The following is a 19,114-nucleotide window of genomic DNA, read 5'->3' as shown; positions in this document are numbered from 1 at the left end:
GCGCAATGCCCCCTTTCCTTTATTCTGCGCTGGTGGGTTGAAGGCCCATTGCTTCCAACCTTTCCCGAATGATGCGATTGGTGGGGTTGTTTGGATGACTTGGAGAACGAGCGTTCGCTTCGTGAATCATATTCACGTAATACTGCACCTCTTCTTGAGTGAGATTCGATTTAAGCTCAGGCTCTTCTACTTTCTTGGGAGCTTTAGCAGCTACAGGAGGTTGTTTCTCTGCAACAAGAGCTTGTTTCTTCTGACGTTCCATCGCACGTTCGATACCCTTCATCATATAGTTAACGTCAGCCATTATTTGTTCTCCTTAATAGAGGCGAAGTAGTCAGCGGCTTCCTTACGGGCCTGCTCACGAAGCTTTTCATCCTTTGTGCGTTCTGCTTCCTCTAACTTTCGTTTCTCAGCTTCATAAAGCTGCTGAGCCAACAATTCTTCGTTAGCGGTATTTGCTTCGGCAACTTCGTTTCGATACTTCTCTTCTACTTCAAGCTTGAGAGCTTCGATCTCTTCTTCTTGAAGGTTTGCAGGCTTATTGAAATAGCCCGCATATACATTAGGACCAGACCGGCAAGGAAGCTTGGTGTTGAATGTGTAACCTTGAGAAATAAGCTCAATAACTTTTTCTGTATATCGAATCAGGATTGGCTCATCTACGCGATGGCAGGCAGCGTGAGAACCCTTGTAACGCTCAATTGCCTTTTCAATTCGAGCATCAAGCTCGCCCTGATCCAGAATTCGGGGCTGTTGGACGTGAAGCTTGCTGTTTTGCTTGGTAGTCATATTTTGTTTCCTCTTTTACTTATGGTTTATATAAAAACCGGACAATAGGAGTCCGGGGCATTGACTCGGAATGAGCCAAATTCTTTGATGTTTAGTTTTTTGGGGGAGACGCTTGGAAAGGCGGGAAAAGCAATCTTAGACTTCGCTATCGCTACGTCTACGTCAATATTCGCTCAATGCTTTCGCTCTTATTGACTTACCTACAAATAATTCAATATTAAATGCACCTGATCCTCCATAGCTCCATAATATCTCTAAAGCCCGCATTGCACGGGGTTTACAGGTATGGAGGCACTTTTTTTAATTATCCATAGTATCCTCCATAGCTCCATAATATCCTCCATAATTAGAAGGCATTCAGGTCGGCTGTACGCTCTTCGAGTACCTTGGGGGCGGTGTTAGCAGACAATCCACGAGATTTTCCAAGTGGTGTGATCTGATAATTGCAATTCGTCGTCTTCTTGATGACGCACCCGCACTGTTCCAACGTCGCGGCCACCTTCCGCACCTTAATGTTCGAAAACTCGTTATCCATCATCAGCAGACGATTGTGTACTTCAGTCGTCTTAACGACTTCGGCATTAGCAATCAAATCTTCTACGGCCTGAATCAAGCGGTCTTCGAAGTTGTACCCAATGCGAGCTTGCTTGCTCGCTGTCATCGGTGCCGGTGCTTTGGGGTTGTAAGCATCGAGGTTGATGGTTTCGAGGAAGTCTCTAATCACCTGTGCGCCTCCTTTGTTTGTAATCCAGTTTGCAAATGTCTCGATGAACTGCTGCGTTTCTGCTGCGCTCTCGCGGTGTTCAATGTACTGCGGGATAAAGAATCGACGGTCGTGGCTTTCAAATACAACAGGGTCATAGTCGTTGCTGTTGATTATGAAGTTTACAAAGTTGTCGATGCTATACGCTGCCTTATGCTTTTGGTTAATCAGAACCTTGTCGTTCGACTGGAAAACCTTCAGCGCGTCAACAGTACGCTTCTTATCACAATAAACTTCGTCCAAAGCGATAACCGTCTTGCCTACAACAAAGTCTTGGAACTGCCCGGTGATCTGATCAAGGTCGCCAACTGCCGCGTTGCGTCCCATAAGGGAAAACAGCAAAGTCTCAGTCAGGAACGATTTACCGGTGCCCTGGGGGCTCCGTAACACAGGCGTTGCTACGATCTTGCGTTCAGGTCTAACAACTGCGTGAGCGATCCACCAATGCATAAAGCGGCGTTCATCAGCCAATGGGAACAGGCGCTCCATAAACTCAATGTACAGCGGAACATCTTCTTTAGTAACCACATTGCCCGATGCGTTTACGGGGTGCGGATGCCAGAGATTCAACTTGTGCCCAACAATCCGAGGGGCATTAGGTATGAATACTTTTTCTGCACAGAATGGCAGGCACGCTACAAGATAGTCCTCTGTTGCTCGCTGAGTTTTACCGGCAAATTTACCACCGTTTTGCACGTAACAACGGTGCAGAAAGCTAAGACTCATATCTTCAACAAAATTTGTGGTGTCGAGAATCAACGCGGCACGACTCTTGATATTGGGAATCTGCACGAATCTGTTTTTGATGTACTCAAGACCGGTGTCGCGTGCGGTGTCAATGTTGACTACTTTGTTGCTCATTGGTGTTTACCTCGCGTTGAGAGTTTAGGACGATTTGTTTGTAAGCTTGGGTGATGATGACGTTTAGTGTGTGGTTGGTGCTGGTGAATCCGAGGGCCTGCATAACTGCAATCAGCTCGTCTTTACTGCGGTCGTTCAGATGTGTGCGCATAACTACTGCTCCTTATTCAGTCGTGCAAATTCAGCTTTGAGCTGAAGGTCAAGTAAGTGGCTTTTCAGCAACCTGACACAAATAGCCGGGATACTTTTGCCAACATTCAGTTCTTGAAACTCTGCAAACATCTCGTTTGAGATGAACAGGTTCAGTCGCTTGTAATCTTGTTCATTGAATCGTGGCATTGTCCAAACCTCGCTCTAATACGTTGTTGATAATCTCGCTGACGCTCTTGTCCGTATCCCGTGCCATCTTCTGTAGAAGGCAAAGCAATGATGTATCCAAAAGCAACGTTTCTTTTGAATAGCTCTTCGAGCCGATGAATATTTCATTTCGCAATTGTCGTTTCTCCTTTCTTTCGGCAATACACTCCCGTCAAACGATGTTTGATATGAATTAGCGTTGGGATGGTGTTGCACGGATCGTTGATTTACAGCATCAAAAATAGTAGTAAATGCTGTGTATCAGTCTGCGTTTACTTGTTCTTCTGCAAGCATATTCTGTAAATCTTGCACAAGTAGGTGAAGGGCTTCTTTAGACTTGATCTTAATCAGCAAGTCTTTGAAATCTTGTGTTGCTTTCTGTCGAAGCCTGAATCTTTGCAGGGTGCATCGGTTGCTGCAAAGGAACTGGTCTGATCGGCCTGTAAGCTCGGTATCGCACATTACGCATTTAGGCATTAAATACTCCTTCTTCTTGTTCTGTAGCAGCTTCAATAACTGCTGTGGTGGCTCGAATAAACTCAGCCAGGGCAGCGTCAAGCCTCGCCAGCGGATGTTCTGGATTGATGTGTGTTCCGTTCTCCATATGGTTATGGATGACTTGCCTAAACTCTTCGTTAGTCAACCAGCCATAATCACGGCGGTGGACATATGACATTTCGTTCTGACATTTTGAAGAACAGACGCGCTTGTCCGCTCGCTTTGTTTTCATCTTCGCATTGCACCAGATGCAGTGCTTTTCAATTTCTAAAGGCATAGGAATCTCCTCAAATTAACTTTGATATTCAAGATATTCAAATAAAGATTTAAAAAAGAGGCGCCTTTGCAGACGCCTTATAAAAATAACGTAGGGGGAAAGAAGCCCCTTAAACTGTTCGGCAAAACAAAAGGAGCAACCTACGTCATTGAACAACTACCAAGCTCCCTCAAACCAGAAAGCTAAAGCAGAGAAGCCGGGAAAGCTTCTTTTAACACCTCAACAAGACCATATGTCAGAGTCCGTGAGGAGAGGAACACAAACTGTAGAAAGCACAAGACCCACAAGAGTGGGGTATGTTTTCCGGGATATACTACTTAGACGCTTAGAAAATAGGAGAAGTCACAAAAGAGAAGAAAAGTTTGATTTTTATTTTTCCTATCCCTTCAGCCTATTATAACCACGGAAGTGCGATTTTGTATATAGCTCTAAAGGAGTAATTATCACTTTGGCGTAAATAACACATACATTTGCTGGTATGTCTTATTGCGAGCTAAGCGTAAAAAACAATTCTTTAGCTGATGGGATGAGTATATCATGTTTTTCTAAAATTACAATACTATATGGGGTATAAAATCAACTAATTTGTAATTATTTCATATCTGGTAGTGCAGGAGGCAATAAACATCGGGTGTGTAGCTTAAACATCGTTATTCATTACCAAATGCTTGTTCAGCAATGACCATCTTCTAACCTGATGCTTGTTAAAGAAGCGTTCGAGGTTATGTGGTTTCTGAGCTTTGATAACAGATGCCATCCGCTCTAATCGCTGTTCTGTGCAGACACGTCCCAGCACCACCACATCAGCCGAGAATGTTTTGTCTGCAATGTCCTGAATGTCTTCAATGCGTGCTGGGGCCAAGATCGACAGGAAGGCTTGGGGCTTCTTCTCCCGGTTCAGGAGCTGGATTCGTATTAGGAACGGGTGTTGAGGATAGCGACGGCGTAGGAGCTGCTTAAACGCGATCATGTCATCGAGCAGGGCAATGGAGGTTGGTTCATCTGTATAGAAGACAGAATGCTGATGGTGCCAAGGATAGGCACGGAGCATCGAGAGATATTTTCTCTTGGTCTTGTCCTCTGAAGCTTCAGTCACCTAGTACATCCTCCTGTGAATCAAACTCTTTCCTAAACCTACCCTCGATCTGTGATGGTGGGGGCTGTGTGTCATCTGGCTACGCGATAGGCGCAGCAAGGGGTGACACGGAAAAAGAGTGTACTCTGATTTTCAGAAGGTGTGCATTAGTAGTGCGGTGAATTTACGTTGTGTATCTGCACCTATGTTCGAGCATGTAGGTGATGGTTTCGAAGCCGCGATGTGGGTGGGGCGGGAAGCCGGCAATGTACTCGTCAGGGTCGTTGGAACCGAACTCGTCGAGCATCAGGAACGGATCGAAGCGCTCCGGGGCAGCGCCGCCGAAGACGCGGGCCAGGCTGACGCCGGCGCCATCGGACGTGGCACGGCCGCTGGTGATGGAAAGAATTTCACGCTGGAACATGATCGAATGCCTCTCGGGTTGAATTCGCCAAGAGTAGGTGGGTTGCTTCGATCAATGGGTGCGTAATATCGCTACAAACAATCGATAAAGTGGGTTATTCCTCTACCAGCAAGTCCCGCGCCCGGCTGTAGACGTAGCGCACCTTCTCGTATTCAAACGGCGAATTGAGCTGACCGTAGCGGAAGCTGGTGACATGCCGCGCATTGACGGCCCGCAGCGCCGTCAGGCTCAACTCGCCGCCGGTGGTTTCGGAATACTGCAGAAACTCCACCTGCCGCTCGACGGCGAAGTCGGCCACGCGGCCCGTGGTGTCGCGCAGGTTGGACGGGCCCAGCGCCGGAAGAATCAGGTACGGACCCTGGGGAACGCCCCAATAACCGAGGGTCTGGCCGAAATCTTCGCTCTGACGCGGCAGCCCCATACGCGTTGCCGGGTCCCAGAGGCCGCCCACACCCAGGATGCTGTTGAACAGGAAACGTGCGGTGGCGTTCGCCGCGCGCTGGCCCTTGAGCTGAGCCAGGCTGTTGAACAGCGTCGGCACTTCGCCGAGGTTGCTGAAGAAATTGCTCACGCCAGTGCGCACCGGCCGCGGCGTGACGTAGCGATAGCCGCGCACCACCGGCAGCATCACCCACTGATCGAGCCGATAGTTGAAGTGGTAGATGCGCCGGTTGACCGACTCGAACGGATCGTAGACGTCCAGTGCCTGGAAGGTGGCGCGCTCGAACTCGCGCTGATCCAGACCGGGATTGAACTCCAGATTGCGCAGCGGATGGGTGAAACCATCCTCATCCACCTTCGGCGTGTCGGCGAAGGCCAGACCACTGGCCAGAATCAACGGCAGCAGCATTCCTTTAGCCACGGAAGAACTCCAGCATGTGTTGAGTGTTTACGCGGTAGTTGAGGTTGCCGCAGTGGCCGCCTCGCGGATAAAGGGTCAGGCGATCACCGAAGGTACGACGCAGGAAGCCGAGGTCACCCTCGCCGAGGATCAGGTCGTCGGCGTTGTGCATGACGGCGATCTTCGGACTCTGGCGCAGGTAATCCTCCAGCGCGTACAGGCTGACCTGCTGGATCAGCTGGGTCAGGCTGCCGCCGTCGTACTGGGCGCGCCACATCGGAATCACCTGCTCGGTGATGTAGCAGTCGAAGCTGCACAGCAGTGCGCGCTTGAAGAACGGCTCCAGACGGGTGCCTTCGTTGATCGGATACTCGGGCGGCGTGATCAGGCCGCGACGGTTGATCAGGTCGGAGGTGAAGGTGATATCCGCGGCGGAGAAGCGGAACACCGAACCGATGAGCATCGCCATCTGCTCGTCGCTGAGCTTCAGGTTCGATTGCTGGAAGTCGTAGAGAACGGCCTCGTCGAGGTCGATATAGCCCTTCTGACGGTAATAGCGCGTGAGCTTTTCCAGAATCACTTCGTAGAAGGTGGTGTGGTCGTTAATGCCTTCGACGCGGGTCTGCACCAGCTTGTCCAGGTTGCTGACCGAGGTGTAGAGGTTGACCGGCGGATTCAGCAGCAGCACGCGCTTGAAGTTGAAGCTGCGACGGGTTTCGTCCAGCTGGCTGACGAACGCGGCATTCAGGGCGCCGAGGCTGTAGCCGGTGAGGTGGTATTCGGTCACGGGCAGCTTGTGGTGCTGCGCGCGAACCGCCTGCATGACCCGGTACAGGTCCTTAGCGTCGTCGCTGCTGATACCCGGCGTTGCATAGCGCGAAGCGGCAGACATGAAGTCATAACTGGTCGGTGACGATAGCTGCACCACATGGTAGCCGGCGCCGTAGAACAGACGCTTCAGGGCTTCGGTCTTGCCTGCCGAATAGCGCGCGCCGGTACCGGAAAGGATGAACATGAGTGGCGCGGGGCCGCTTTGCCGAGCGAGCCGATAACGCAGCTTTTTGACCGGCCAGAAGTTGTCCGGCAGGGTGATCTCGCGTTCGGGACGCAGACGCAGGTTGTAGTCGGCCTGGTCGATATCGTCATCGGTCGGCACTTCGGCGCGTAGCTCGATGGGCGTACCGGCGATGGTGGCTTCGAAGGGGTTGGACAGCGGGAAGCCGTACTCCTCGACAGTCAGATCGGCGGCGTGGACAGGCGCAACGACCAGGACGAGCAGGGCGGTCAGGCGCAACAACAGCTGCATGGTGCTTCTCCGTTAACAGGCCCGGTTGGCCTGTGGCAAGGCAGCGACGGCGTCCCGCGCTACCTGTCCCAATAGAACTGCATCGGCCGCACAACGCAAGCCAACTTCACTATGGCAGCGCGGTTGCGGATTCGATCCCTGCGCAGGATGAGAAATGACGACGGCCTCAGGCGTGATGGTGCAGCCAGGCATGTTTGGGGATGGCCATCTTGCCTGCCGGACTGCGTTCAAAACGCTGCCAGAGCTTCTCGTGGAAGTAGAAGCCTACCGAGTTGCACAGCGGTTCGACGGTGGCGACCAGGCCGCCAATGGCGATGCTGCCAGTCAGTGCATAGGTCACCGAAAAGGCGATGCAGAAGTGCATCAGGGTGAACGTCACGGTCTTCAGCATGGCCCCGTCTCCTTGTGCAGCCGAGAATCGTTCTCGCGTTGGAGAGAGTCTGGTCGAGCCCGGGCAATGTCTGAAATCAACGTTTCTCATGTGCGACATAGCGCCACACTATTTGTATGTGGATTTGTTGCGGCGCCCCATTTTCCGCGGCTGAACGGCTCTACGGCGGGTGTTTTTGTGAACTGCATTCAGACCAAAGTCGGGTGGTGTTCATCCGACCCAAGCCTAAAGTAGCCGCCCCTGCTCCCACCGGGGGGTAGCGACCGTGGAGACAGATTCCAATGCACAATGAAAATGTTTACCGGCAGATCTATGCCAATCCGCGTTTCCAGGAGCTGGTTGCCAAGCGTGGCCGATTTGCCTGGCTGCTATCGGCGGTCATGCTCAGCGCCTACCTGGCGTTCATCCTGCTGATCGCCTTCGAGCCAAAGATCCTCGGCATTCCGCTGTCCGCCAATACCGTGACCACCTGGGGTATCCCGGTTGGCGTCGGGGTGATCTTCATGGCGTTCATCCTGACCGGTGTCTATGTGCAGCGTGCCAATGGTGAGTTCGATCGCATCAACCAGGAAATCCTCAACGAGGCACAGCAATAATGATCCTGCGTTTTCTGATGACTGCCCTGCTGTTGGCAGTCTCGCCTGTGCTTCTCGCTGATGCCATCACCGGCGAAGTCCAGAAACAGGCCACCAACTACACCGCCATCATCATGTTCGTGGTGTTCATCGTGTTCACCATGGGCATCACCAAGTGGGCTGCCAAGCGCAACACCTCCACGGCTGACTACTACACCGCGGGTGGTAGCATCACCGGCTTCCAGAACGGCCTGGCGATCGCCGGCGACTTCATGTCGGCGGCATCCTTCCTGGGCATTTCCGCGCTGGTCTACACCAGTGGCTACGACGGCCTGATCTACTCCATCGGCTTCCTCGTCGGCTGGCCGATCATCCTCTTCCTGATGGCCGAGCGCCTGCGCAACCTGGGCAAGTTCACCTTCTCCGACGTGGCGTCCTATCGCCTGGGCCAGACTCAGATCCGTCTGCTCTCGGCATTCGGCTCGCTGATCGTGGTGGCCTTCTACCTGATCGCGCAGATGGTCGGCGCCGGCAAGCTGATCCAGCTGCTGTTCGGCCTGGACTACTACGTAGCCGTGGTGCTGGTCGGTGTGCTGATGGTCATGTACGTGCTGTTCGGCGGCATGCTCGCCACCACCTGGGTGCAGATCATCAAGGCGGTCCTGCTGCTGTCCGGTGCCTCCTTCATGGCCATCATGGTGATGAAGAGTGTCGGTTTCGACTTTGGCAGCCTGTTCGCTGAAGCAGTGAAGATCCACGAGAAAGGCGCTCAGATCATGAGCCCGGGCGGCCTGGTTTCCGATCCGATCTCGGCGATCTCCCTCGGCCTGGCGCTGATGTTCGGCACCGCTGGCCTGCCGCACATCCTGATGCGCTTCTTCACCGTGTCCGACGCCAAGGAAGCGCGCAAGAGCGTGTTCTACGCCACCGGCTTCATCGGCTACTTCTACATCCTGACCTTCATCATCGGCTTCGGCGCGATCCTGCTGGTCAGCACCAACCCGGACTTCAAGGACGTGACCGGCGCCATCGTCGGCGGCACCAACATGGTCGCCATCCACCTGGCCAGCGCGGTGGGCGGCAACCTGTTCCTCGGCTTCATCTCCGCGGTCGCCTTCGCCACCATTCTCGCCGTCGTGGCGGGTCTGACCCTGGCAGGTGCCTCGGCGGTTTCACATGACCTCTATGCCTGCGTGATCAAGCAGGGCAAGGCGAGGGAAGAGGACGAGATGCGCGTGACCAAGCTGACTACCCTGACTCTGGGTGTGGTGGCGATTCTGCTCGGCATCATCTTCGAGAAGCAGAACATCGCCTTCATGGTCGGCCTGGCATTCTCCATCGCCGCCAGCTGCAACTTCCCGGTGCTGTTCCTTTCCATGTACTGGAAGGGCCTGAGCACCCGCGGCGCGCTGTTCGGTGGCTCGCTGGGGCTGTTCACTGCGTTGCTGCTGACCATCATCAGCCCGACCGTATGGGTCGACGTGTTCGGTTATGCCGAGGCGATCTTCCCCTACAAATACCCGGCGCTGTTCTCGATGGCCGCCGCGTTCATCGGCATCTGGTTCTTCTCGGTCACCGACAAGTCCAAGCGTGCCGGTGAGGAGCGCGAGCGCTTCTTCGCCCAGTTCGTTCGTTCGCAGACCGGCCTGGGTGCCACCGGTGCCGTCGCGCACTGACGCAATGCTGGCAGAAACAAGGGCAGCCCTCGGGCTGCCCTTTTTTTATTCGTGGCGCAGGTCGCTCGTGCAGCTATAGCGAGCCCATGCTGCCGCCATATTGCCTGCCCGGGACCGCGCGGTCAGCCCCATGAGCCGCGGGTTTGCCAAGGGCATTCAGCAGTCTGATGGATGCCGGTCCGTGCCCCGGCATTCGCTAGACTCGCTGCCACTACCCGAACAACAAAAGGCAGCACAACGATGCACAACCGCATGATGATTACCGGTGCCGGCTCCGGGCTCGGTCGCGAGATTGCCCTGCGCTGGGCGCGTGAGGGCTGGCAGCTGGCGCTTTCCGATGTCAACGAAAGCGGCCTGGCGGAAACCCTGAAAATGGTCCGCGAAGCGGGCGGTGACGGCTTCACCATGCGCTGCGACGTGCGTGACTACAGCCAGCTGATCGCCTTCGCCCAGGCCTGCGAGGAGAAGCTTGGCGGCATCGATATCGTGGTCAACAATGCCGGTGTGGCTTCCGGCGGCTTCTTCGACGAGCTGTCGCTGGAGGACTGGGACTGGCAGATCGCGATCAACCTGATGGGCGTGGTCAAGGGCTGCAAGGCGTTCCTGCCGCTAGTACAGAAGAGCAAGGGCAAGATCATCAACATCGCGTCGATGGCGGCGCTGATGCAGGCACCGGGCATGAGCAACTACAACGTGGCGAAGGCCGGTGTGGTGGCGCTGTCGGAAAGCCTGCTGGTCGAGCTGCGCCAGGCCGAGGTCGGCGTGCATGTGGTCTGCCCGTCGTTCTTCCAGACCAACCTGCTGGATTCCTTCCGCGGCCCGACGCCGAACGTGAAGGCGCAGATCGGCAAGCTGCTGGAGTCCTCGCCGATTACTGCGGCGGACATCGCTGACTACATCCACCAGCAGGTCGCCAAGGGCGAGTTCATGATCCTGCCGCACGACGAGGGCCGTATGGCCTGGAAGGTCAAGCAGCAGAACCCTCAGGCGATCTACGACGAGATGGCGCTGCTGGCCGAAAAGAAACGCGCCAAGAGCAAGGCGCTCTGAGACTGCCCGGCCGCTTCGGCGGCCGCTGCGGTTGCCTCGGGGAGAGGCGGGGAGTAGGGTTGCCTGTCCGGCTTTTTTCGCCGTAACCCTATGGATCGCTTGTGAATTTCCCCTCCCGCGGGCTGCTGATGCTGGCGCTGGTCCTGGCTGCCATCAACCTGCGCCCAGGTATTACCTCCTTCGCTCCGCTGATCGAGCGCATCGCCGAAGAGCTTTCGCTTTCTCGCGGTCTGATCAGTCTCACCACGGCCTTGCCGGTTCTGCTGATGGGCTTGCTCGCCCCCCTGGCGCCGCGGCTGGCCGTGCGTTTCGGGCTGGAGTGCAGCATCGCGCTGTGCCTCGGGCTGATCGGCGTGGCATTGCTGTTGCGGCTGTTCGGCCACGATGCCGTTCTGCTGATCGGCACCGCCGGGCTGGTTGGCGCCGGGATCGCCGTCGCCGGGCCGCTGCTGTCCGGTTTCATCAAGCGCTACTTCCTCGAACGCATGGGCCAGACCGCCGCCTGGTACTCGCTGAGCATGGCGGTCGGCGGCACCCTCGGCGTAGTGGTGACGGCGCCGGCCACCGAGGTGATGGGGCAGGACTGGACGCGTGGCCTGGCGCTCTGGGCGCTGCCGGCCCTGGCTGCGCTGCTGATCTGGTCGCGCTTGCCCAATCAGCCGGAAGCCGCCAGCGAGAGTCGTGCCGGTTTGCCCTGGAAGGAGCCTCGGGCCTGGCTGCTCAGTGTCTACTTCGCCCTTCAGGCCGGGCTGTTCTACGCGCTGGCCACTTGGCTGGTGGCTCGTTATCACGAGGTTGGCTACAGCCTGCTGCAAAGTAATGCGTTCTTCAGTGGCTTCATGCTCATCGGCCTGCCGAGCGCCTTTGCCATGCCCTGGCTGGCGCAGCGGCTGGGCAATCGGCATCGAATCATGGCGGCGTGCGGCGGGTTGGCGACCCTTTGCCTGGCAGCAATCGCTTTAGCACCGAGCTGGCAACCCCTGCTGGTCTGCATGCTGCTCGGCGTCGCGCTCAACGGCACCTTCTCCCTGGCGCTGATCTCGCCGATGTACGAAGCCAATACTCCGTTGGCGGTCAGCCGGCTGACCGCGATGATGCTCTGCACCGGCTACTGCCTGGCGTGCCTGACGCCGGTACTGGCCGGGCTCGGGCGTGATCTGGCGGGTGACTATCGCATGCCGTTCCTGGTCCTCACCGGCATGGCGGCATGCATGTCGTTGTTGGCGATGCGCCTGCGGCCACGGCATCAGGATCGCTGAACCGTCCCGAGGCTGTGGCCTGTTTCACCACTTCCCAAGCCGCGGGTGACCCGCCCGCCGCGCTGTGCTAGAAAGCTCGCCGTCCCAGTTCATCCCTGCGTTTCGGAGTTTCGAGTGGAGTCTGAATCCATCGTTTATGGCTGCATCCGTGATTGGCCTTCCGCCGACCCCGAGCAGTGCCGCCAGCGCCGGGCGAACAATCTGGCTGCCGTGCAGGCGTTGCCGCAGGGCGAGGCCTGGCCCTTCATCGGTCGCGAGATGTTTTCCTTCTGCCGTAACGAGGAACTGGGCCTGTACCAGACCCAGGTGATCCACTTCGGTGCCAGCTACCGCGCAGTGGAGTACGAGTGGGCGCTCTGGGTCCAGCGTTTCGAGGAGCTGCTCAAGCAGTTGTACTGGACCAGCGCGGTGGTGCACCTGGAAACCGAGCTCAACGGCACCCACACCTTTCGCTGGGAAACCGATACCGGCAGCCACAGTCCGCAGCAGAGCGACCTGCGCATGCGCTGTGCCTGGGAGCGCGAGAGCGGTCTGTTCGGCTGAAGCGCGCGGCGGCGTTCAGTCCAGCCACTCGCGCGGCACATCGCGCCTGAGGGCCAGCTGGCATTGCTGACTGTCGGGGTCGAAGACGATCACCGCCTCCCCCTTGTCCAGCGCGCGGCGCACCCGTGTCACCCGGGTTTCAAGCGGGGTTTCGTCACCATTATCGGTGCCGTCGCGGGTGACGAAATCTTCTATTAGGCGGGTCAGGGTGTCCGGTTCGAGCTGGTCGTGCGGTATGAGCATGGGATTTCTTCGGGTGAGCCGGTTTGCCACAAGGCCGGCGGACGTTAGCTCGCGCCGCCCTGCAGGTAGCTGTCCAGGCAAGCATACAGCTGCCGGCTCTCCAGAGGTTTACCGATGAATTCATCCATACCCGATTCCAGGCCGCGCTGACGGTGCTCTGCCAGTACGTGGGCGGTCACGGCGATGATCGGCACGGCCTGTAATTCAAGCTCCGCTTCCAGCTTGCGTATCCGCCGGCTGGCTTCGAAGCCATCAAGCTCCGGCATTTCGCAGTCCATCAGGATCAGTTGCACGGCTTCCGGATCGCGACGATAGAGGTCCACGGCCTGGCGTCCGTTGTCGGCGAGCTGAACCGCGTAACCGCGCTTTTTCAGCAGGCCGCGCACCACCATCTGATTCACCGGATTGTCCTCGGCGACCAGAATGCAGGGTTCGCGGGGTGGCTGCTCTGCTGGTGCAACGTCGGTCGCTTCGCTAGCCTGCTGAGGCGCTGGAGTGTATAGCGCCTGCGACGCCTCACGCAGCGGCGTGCTCTGCAGCGGTAGCGCCAGGCTGATCAGACGTAACCCGGGCGATGGCGGTGGCGGCTCGTGGACCGGCGAATAGAGCATCAGCACCCGCTGATTCGCCTCCAGATGCGGGCGAAGACGCTCCAGCCACTGCGCCGGACTGCCCGGCCAGGGCGCCAGCAGAACCATCAGTGGCGGGGCGGTGAAGTCCGATAGGTAGTCCGGCAGGCATTCCGGGGTCTGGCAGCGCTCGGTGCGCATGCCCCAGCGCCGCAGCAGATGGCTCAACGCCTCGAGGCCCTCGGTATCCTGCGAAGCGAGCAGCGCCGGGCGGCCGCCGAGCAGGTGGTTCAGCGGGTCTTCCACATCGCTGGCGCTTTGCAGCGGGATTTCGAAACAGAAGCGGCTGCCGCGGCCCGGTGCGCTCTGCACCTCGATATGGCCATTCATCATTTCCACCAGTTCCTTGCTGATCGCCAGGCCCAATCCGCTGCCACCGTAACGTCGAGTGGTGCTCGAGTCGCCCTGGGAGAAGGATTCGAACAACTGCGCCAGCACTTCCTGACGCATGCCGATACCGCTGTCGCTGACGCAGAACACCAGGCGCCGGGTGCCTTCCTGAGTCTGGCGGCAGGAGACTTCGAGCAGTACGTGGCCGTGCTCGGTGAATTTCAGCGCATTGCTCAGCAGGTTCATCAGAATCTGTTTGAGTCGCGTGGGGTCGCCACGAATCCGTCGCGGTACGCCGGGCTCCAGGCCTACGTGCAGGCTCAGCTGTTTCTCCAGCGCCTGCGCGGTGAACAGCCGGATGGTTTCGGAAATCAGGATTTCCAGATCGAAGTCGATGTCTTCCAGGCTGAGCTTGCCGGAGCCTATCCGGGCGTAGTCGAGGATGTCGTTGATCACCGCCATCAGCGAGTTGCCGGAGCTGGAGATGGTATCCAGATAGAACTGCTGGCTGCGGTCCAGCGGCGTTTCACGCAGCAGTTGCAGCATGCCGAGCACGCCATTGAGCGGAGTGCGGATCTCGTGACTCATCTTGGCCAGGAAGCGGCTCTTGGCTTCATTCTCGCTGGCGGCCCGCTCGGCGGCCTCACGCGAGCGGTAGCCCTCTTCCTTGAGCAGGTTGATGCGATCGGCCAGGCCGATGGACAGGGTGATCAGTTCGAAAGCGACGCTGGCCTTGACCACCGCCGCGCCGTACAGGCCGAACAGTTCGAAACCCAACGAGCCGGCCGTGACCAGAATGAACGAGGCCAGCAGCACGCCCCAGGCCAGCGTGTAGTAGACGCCATAGCGCACGCCGCGACGCCAGACGAAGGCGCCGGTGGCAAGCAGGCCGACCGAGGCGGCGATCACCGTGATGCTGGCCAGGATGCTCCAGGTCTGCACGTCCAGCAGCAGCCCGGAAACCATGCTGCCGAGGGCGATCAGCAGCGTGCAGCGCAGCACCAGGTCGAGCCGTGGAAAGAGCTCGCGGGTGTGCAGGAAGTGGCGGCTGAACTGAATGGCGATCAGGCAATGGCTGAACATCAGGACGTAGATGCCCATGGCCACCAGCCCGCCGTCGTCGGCCAGCCATTTGACCAGCAGGCCGTCGAAGGAGAGCGCGAACAGTCCGACGTTGAGGGTGTAGACCAGATACCAGAAGTACGCCGGCTCGCGCAGCGAGGCGAAGAGGAACAGGTTGTAGCAGAACATCGCGAACAGCACGCCGTAGAAGGCGCCGCTGATGCCGCTCAACTCCTGTTGCTGGGCCGCGCTGGCGTTGTAGCTGCTGAAGTACAGCGGCACGTAGAGCGTGCTGGTGGTCTTGATGCGCAACAGAAGGGTGGTTTCGCCCGGAGGCAGATCGACGGGAAACCAGAAGTCGCTGACCTTTACCGGACGATCCGCGAAGGGGTAGCGATCCCCGGTCAGCTGCCTGCTGGTGCTGCCGTCGGGGTACTGCAGGAACAGCTCGATGTGGTCGAGCAGCGGGTAGTTGATTTCGACGAAGCCGCCGAGCGGTGCGTCCAACTCGTTGACCAGTCTGGCGCGTAACCACCATGTCGAGCTGTTCTTGCCCTCGTTCACATGGCCGCTCTCGACGGTGCGCATGCGCTCGTCCGCGAATGCCATGACTTCATCGACATCCAGCGCGCCATCCGGGTCCTCGAGGTAGAGGGTGCCGCTTCCGAGTGACTTGCGCAGGTCGGGTGAATCGAACACGACGGGCGAGATTGCCCAGGCTTGGAGCGACAGGCAAAACAGCAGCAAAGCCAGGCATGAACGCGGCGTCATGTTACGTTCCGGAAGAGGCGCGCCCGAATGGGCGACACATATTAGTAGAGCGATGTGACGGTACCGATTCCTTGGGCTCTACATGGCGCCTTCAGAGTGCCGCACGTCCTTGTCCGGTTAACTTTGCCGAGTTACGCGCCGAGCGGCAAGCGTCTGCTGCGCGAAGCAGGCGCCTGGTCACGTAAGCCAATGACTCAACTTTCACGCTCCTGGGGGTGGTGCTGGCGCCCGATCAGTGTGTCGACGGGTGGCACGCGGGTGTCGTTCTCCATCTGCGCATCGTGTTCCAGTTGATGGCTGAAACGTTCCAGCGAGTCCTTCGAGTGTTGGGAGTCGCTGGCGAAGACCGGCTGGCTGAGCATGTAGCCGCAGAGCAGGCGGCTCATCGCCGCGAGGCTGTCGATGTGGGTGCGTTCGTAGCCATGGGTGGCATCGCAGCCGAAGGCCAGCAGCGCGGTGCGGATGTCGTGTCCCGCTTCGACCGCCGACTGGGCGTCGCTGTGGTAGTAGCGGAACAGGTCGCGGCGCACCGGGATCTCGTTCTCGCTGGCGAGCTTTAGCAGGTGGCGCGACAGATGAAAGTCGTAGGGGCCGCCGGAATCCTGCATCGCCACAGTTACCGCGTGCTCACTGGAGGCCTGGCCCTTGGCCGCCGGCGCGATGTCGATCCCGACGAACTCGCTGACATCCCAGGGCAGGGCGCCGGCGGCTCCGGAGCCGGTTTCCTCGGTGATGGTGAACAGCGGATGTACATCGATGGGTGGTTCGCGGCCGCTTTCGACGATGGCCTTCAGTGCCGCCAGCAGCGCGGCGACGCCAGCCTTGTCATCCAGGTGGCGGGCGCTGATGTAGCCGTTCTCGGTGAATTCCGGCATCGGATCGAAGGCGACGAAATCACCGACGTTGACCCCCAGCGCGCAGGTTTCGTTGCGGCTGTAGGTATAGGCGTCCAGGCGCAGCTCGACGTGGTCCCAGCTCACCGGTGCTTCATCCACGGCGGTATTGAAGGCATGCCCCGATGCGAGCAGCGGCAGTACGCTACCGCGGATAACTCCGGTATCGGTGAAGACACTGACGCGGCTGCCCTCGGCGAAGCGGCTCGACCAGCAGCCCACCGGCGCCAGGCCCAGGCGGCCGGTATCCTGAATCTCGCGAACAATGGCGCCGATGGTGTCCAGGTGCGCCGCGACGGCGCGATCCGGGCTGTAGCGCCGGCCCTTGAGTGTGGCGCGGATGGTCCCGCGGCGGGTCAGCTCGTAGGGGATGCCCAGCTCGGCCAGGCGCTCGGCAACATAGCGCACAATTGTGTCGGTGAATCCGGTGGGGCTGGGGATGGCGAGCATCTCCAGCAACACGCGTTGCATGTAGTTGAGATCGGGTTCGGGGAGTTTTGCGGTCATGAGAGCTCCTGTTGACGGTGCCTTTTCAGCCACCGGATGGAGTGAATGTCGGAGAGCGGGACCCGCCATAGTGACGAACGACCTGTGGCGACCCGGCTTGGCGCCGGGTCGCGCCAGACTCAACCTGCGGTGCTGAGTGGGAAGAGCAGGTCGATGAAGCGTTCGGCGGTCGGCTGCGGCTGATGATTGGCCAGGCCGACGCGCTCGTTGGCCTCGATGAAGACGTACTCCGGCTGGTCCGGTGCCGGCACCAGCAGGTCCAGGCCCACCACCGGGATGTCCAGTGCGCGGGCGGCGCGTACGGCGGCGTCGACCAGCTCGGGGTGCAGTTGCGCGGTGACGTCTTCCAGCGTGCCACCGGTATGCAGGTTGGCGGTGCGGCGCACCGCGAGCCGGTGTCCGTCCGGCAATACGCTTTCGAAGTCGAAGCCGGCGTCGCGCAGGCAGCGCTGGGTTTCCTCATCCAGCGGAATGGAACTCTCACCGCCGGTAGCGGCCTGGCGCCGGCGGCTCTGCTTCTCGATCAGCGAACCGATGCTGGTGCGGCCATCTCCGATGACTTCCGCCGGGCGGCGTATCGCCGCGGCGACCACCTCGAAGCCGATCACCACGATGCGCAGGTCGAACCCCGGATGAAAGCTTTCCAGCAGCACGCGGCTGTCGTACTGCCGGGCGCGCTGGATGGCGTCTTCCATTTCGGTCGCATCGCGCAGGTCCACGGCGACGCCCATGCCCTGTTCGCCATCCACCGGCTTGACCACCACGCTGCCGTGCTCGGCGAGGAACGTGGCATTTTCCTTCGGGCCGGCAGCCAGCTGTTGCGCTGGCAGGCAGATGCCCGCCTGGGACAGGGTGCGGTGGGTCAGGCGCTTGTCCTGGCAAAGCGTCATGCTGACAGCCGAGGTCAGGTCGGATAGCGACTCTCGGCAGCGTACCCGCCGGCCGCCCTGGGTCAGGGTGAACAGGCCGGCTTCGGCATCGTTGATCTCGATCTCGATACCGCGCCGCCGGGCCTCGTCGACGATGATCTTGGCGTAGGGGTTGAGCTTTGCTTCCGGGCCAGGGCCGAGGAACAGCGGCTGGTTGAAGCTGTTCTTGCGCTTGACGGTGAAGGTCTGCAGGTCGCGGAAGCCCAGCTTGGCGTACAGCGCCTTGGCTTGCTGGTTGTCGTGCAGCACCGACAGATCGAGATAGGCCAGGCCGCGGCCCATGTAGTGTTCGATCAGGTGACGCACCAGCGCCTCGCCGACGCCCGGCCGCGGGCAGCTTGGCGAAACCGCCAGGCACCACAGGCTGGAGCCGTTTTCCGGATCGTTGAAGGCGCGGTGGTGGTCGATGCCCATCACACTGCCGATGATCTGCCCGGAGGTCTCGTCCTCGGCCAGCCAGTACACCGGGCCGCCCTGTTCGCGCGGGGTGCAGCGCTCCGGGTCGACGGGCATCATGCCGCGCGCCTGGTACAGACCGTTGATGGCCTGCCAGTCCGCTTCGCTCTGGGCACGACGCACGCAGAAACCGCGGAAACGCTTCTGCGAAGGGCGGTAGTCGGTGAACCAGATACGCAGGGTATCGGAGGGGTCGAGGAAGAGTTGCTGCGGTGCATAGGACAGCACCTGATGTGGCGCGGCGACGTACAGCGCGATATCGCGCTCGCCCGCCTGCTCGTTGAGCAGTTCGGCAGCGAGTTGGGCGGGATCGGAGTAGGTGTGGCCGACCAGAATGCGACCCCAGCCGCAATGCAGGATCACCGCGCCGCAGGGCTCCTCCTGACCGTCCTCGGCGAAGCGTGCCTGCAGCCGCTGGTAGGTCGGAGCCTGTCCGCGCAACAGACGCTGACCGTAGGCTTGGGACTTCTGCATGGTGCGTTCCTTGATGCTAAGTCACGAACAGGCAGCGGCGGGGCGATGTGCTCGCCCCCGTGGCGCGTGGCAACCGCAGCCGTTCGTGAGCGGGTTATCGGGGCCGTCGTGGCCTGGCGCCTGCATCGGCCACCG

Annotated in this window: 18 protein-coding genes and 1 pseudogene; 5 read left to right on the top strand and 14 right to left on the bottom strand. The window is 58.9% G+C overall.

The features are described 5' to 3' along the window. Positions 1-19: 19 nt before the first annotated feature. The 10 genes and pseudogenes from IEG05_RS12840 to IEG05_RS12795 form a co-directional block, all read right to left on the bottom strand. A complete protein-coding gene (locus IEG05_RS12840; RefSeq protein ID WP_191122168.1) occupies positions 20-304 on the bottom strand; it encodes a hypothetical protein in 285 nt (94 codons plus the stop codon). Next, positions 304-789 (bottom strand): hypothetical protein, encoded by a 486-nt coding sequence (locus IEG05_RS12835; RefSeq protein ID WP_191122167.1) that lies wholly within the window; start codon positions 787-789, stop codon positions 304-306. The genes IEG05_RS12840 and IEG05_RS12835 overlap by 1 nt, the downstream gene beginning before the upstream one ends. A gap of 346 nt (positions 790-1,135) precedes the next feature. Then, the gene (locus IEG05_RS12830; protein WP_151320576.1) at positions 1,136-2,413 is read right to left on the bottom strand and encodes a primase-helicase family protein; all 1,278 of its coding nucleotides are present in this window, start codon (positions 2,411-2,413) and stop codon (positions 1,136-1,138) included. After that, entirely contained in the window at positions 2,388-2,564 is a 177-nt protein-coding gene (locus IEG05_RS12825; protein WP_191122166.1) for a hypothetical protein, read from the bottom strand. Before IEG05_RS12825 ends, IEG05_RS12830 begins: the two co-directional genes overlap by 26 nt. 675 nt (positions 2,565-3,239) lie before the next feature. Beyond that, positions 3,240-3,545, bottom strand: a complete 306-nt coding sequence (locus IEG05_RS12820) for a hypothetical protein (RefSeq protein WP_191122165.1) — start codon at positions 3,543-3,545, stop codon at positions 3,240-3,242. A gap of 640 nt (positions 3,546-4,185) precedes the next feature. After that, entirely contained in the window at positions 4,186-4,641 is a 456-nt protein-coding gene (locus tag IEG05_RS12815) for a hypothetical protein (protein ID WP_191122164.1), read from the bottom strand. A gap of 172 nt (positions 4,642-4,813) precedes the next feature. After that, a pseudogene (locus tag IEG05_RS12810) lies at positions 4,814-5,044 on the bottom strand (pirin family protein); the annotation flags it as partial. Positions 5,045-5,138: 94 nt separating this feature from the next. Further along, complete coding sequence (locus tag IEG05_RS12805) at positions 5,139-5,894, bottom strand: MlaA family lipoprotein (RefSeq protein WP_003301258.1); 756 nt, start codon at positions 5,892-5,894, stop codon at positions 5,139-5,141. A gap of 4 nt (positions 5,895-5,898) precedes the next feature. Further along, positions 5,899-7,191 (bottom strand): alpha/beta fold hydrolase family protein, encoded by a 1,293-nt coding sequence (locus IEG05_RS12800; protein WP_191122163.1) that lies wholly within the window; start codon positions 7,189-7,191, stop codon positions 5,899-5,901. Between the two features lie 166 nt (positions 7,192-7,357). Beyond that, a complete protein-coding gene (locus tag IEG05_RS12795) occupies positions 7,358-7,582 on the bottom strand; it encodes a DUF2061 domain-containing protein (protein ID WP_003301254.1) in 225 nt (74 codons plus the stop codon). A 281-nt stretch (positions 7,583-7,863) separates the two neighbouring features. Here IEG05_RS12795 and IEG05_RS12790 point away from each other — a divergent pair, with 281 nt between their 5' ends. The 5 genes from IEG05_RS12790 to IEG05_RS12770 all read left to right on the top strand — a co-directional run bounded on the left by IEG05_RS12790 (position 7,864) and on the right by IEG05_RS12770 (position 12,685). Then, entirely contained in the window at positions 7,864-8,178 is a 315-nt protein-coding gene (locus tag IEG05_RS12790; RefSeq protein WP_003301253.1) for a DUF485 domain-containing protein, read from the top strand. Beyond that, a complete protein-coding gene (locus IEG05_RS12785; RefSeq protein ID WP_003301252.1) occupies positions 8,178-9,833 on the top strand; it encodes a cation acetate symporter in 1,656 nt (551 codons plus the stop codon). Before IEG05_RS12790 ends, IEG05_RS12785 begins: the two co-directional genes overlap by 1 nt. Before the next feature lie 240 nt (positions 9,834-10,073). Further along, on the top strand, positions 10,074-10,883 hold the full coding sequence (locus IEG05_RS12780; RefSeq protein ID WP_003301250.1) for an SDR family oxidoreductase: 810 nt from the start codon (positions 10,074-10,076) through the stop codon (positions 10,881-10,883). Positions 10,884-11,011: 128 nt separating this feature from the next. Next, positions 11,012-12,142: an MFS transporter gene (locus IEG05_RS12775; protein ID WP_036999323.1), complete on the top strand. Its 1,131-nt coding sequence runs from the start codon at positions 11,012-11,014 to the stop codon at positions 12,140-12,142. 114 nt (positions 12,143-12,256) lie between these two features. Next, positions 12,257-12,685, top strand: a complete 429-nt coding sequence (locus IEG05_RS12770; protein ID WP_003301247.1) for a hypothetical protein — start codon at positions 12,257-12,259, stop codon at positions 12,683-12,685. Positions 12,686-12,700: 15 nt separating this feature from the next. Here IEG05_RS12770 and IEG05_RS12765 read toward each other — a convergent pair whose 3' ends face one another. The 4 genes from IEG05_RS12765 to ngg form a co-directional block, all read right to left on the bottom strand. After that, positions 12,701-12,928: a YheU family protein gene (locus IEG05_RS12765; protein WP_003301246.1), complete on the bottom strand. Its 228-nt coding sequence runs from the start codon at positions 12,926-12,928 to the stop codon at positions 12,701-12,703. A gap of 44 nt (positions 12,929-12,972) precedes the next feature. Then, positions 12,973-15,720, bottom strand: a complete 2,748-nt coding sequence (locus tag IEG05_RS12760) for a hybrid sensor histidine kinase/response regulator (RefSeq protein WP_191122162.1) — start codon at positions 15,718-15,720, stop codon at positions 12,973-12,975. A 194-nt stretch (positions 15,721-15,914) separates the two neighbouring features. Next, the gene (locus IEG05_RS12755) at positions 15,915-17,120 is read right to left on the bottom strand and encodes an osmoprotectant NAGGN system M42 family peptidase (RefSeq protein WP_003301243.1); all 1,206 of its coding nucleotides are present in this window, start codon (positions 17,118-17,120) and stop codon (positions 15,915-15,917) included. A gap of 119 nt (positions 17,121-17,239) precedes the next feature. After that, positions 17,240-18,979 carry an N-acetylglutaminylglutamine synthetase gene (gene ngg, locus IEG05_RS12750; RefSeq protein ID WP_046619839.1) on the bottom strand — a complete coding sequence of 580 codons (1,740 nt, stop codon included), beginning with the start codon at positions 18,977-18,979 and terminating at the stop codon, positions 17,240-17,242. Between the last annotated feature and the right edge of the window lie 135 nt (positions 18,980-19,114).

The organism is Stutzerimonas kunmingensis (assembly GCF_014764705.1).
Taxonomy (GTDB): domain Bacteria; phylum Pseudomonadota; class Gammaproteobacteria; order Pseudomonadales; family Pseudomonadaceae; genus Stutzerimonas.
The sequence above is the reverse complement of the archived record's forward strand: the minus strand, read 5'-3'. Positions and strand labels throughout refer to the sequence as shown.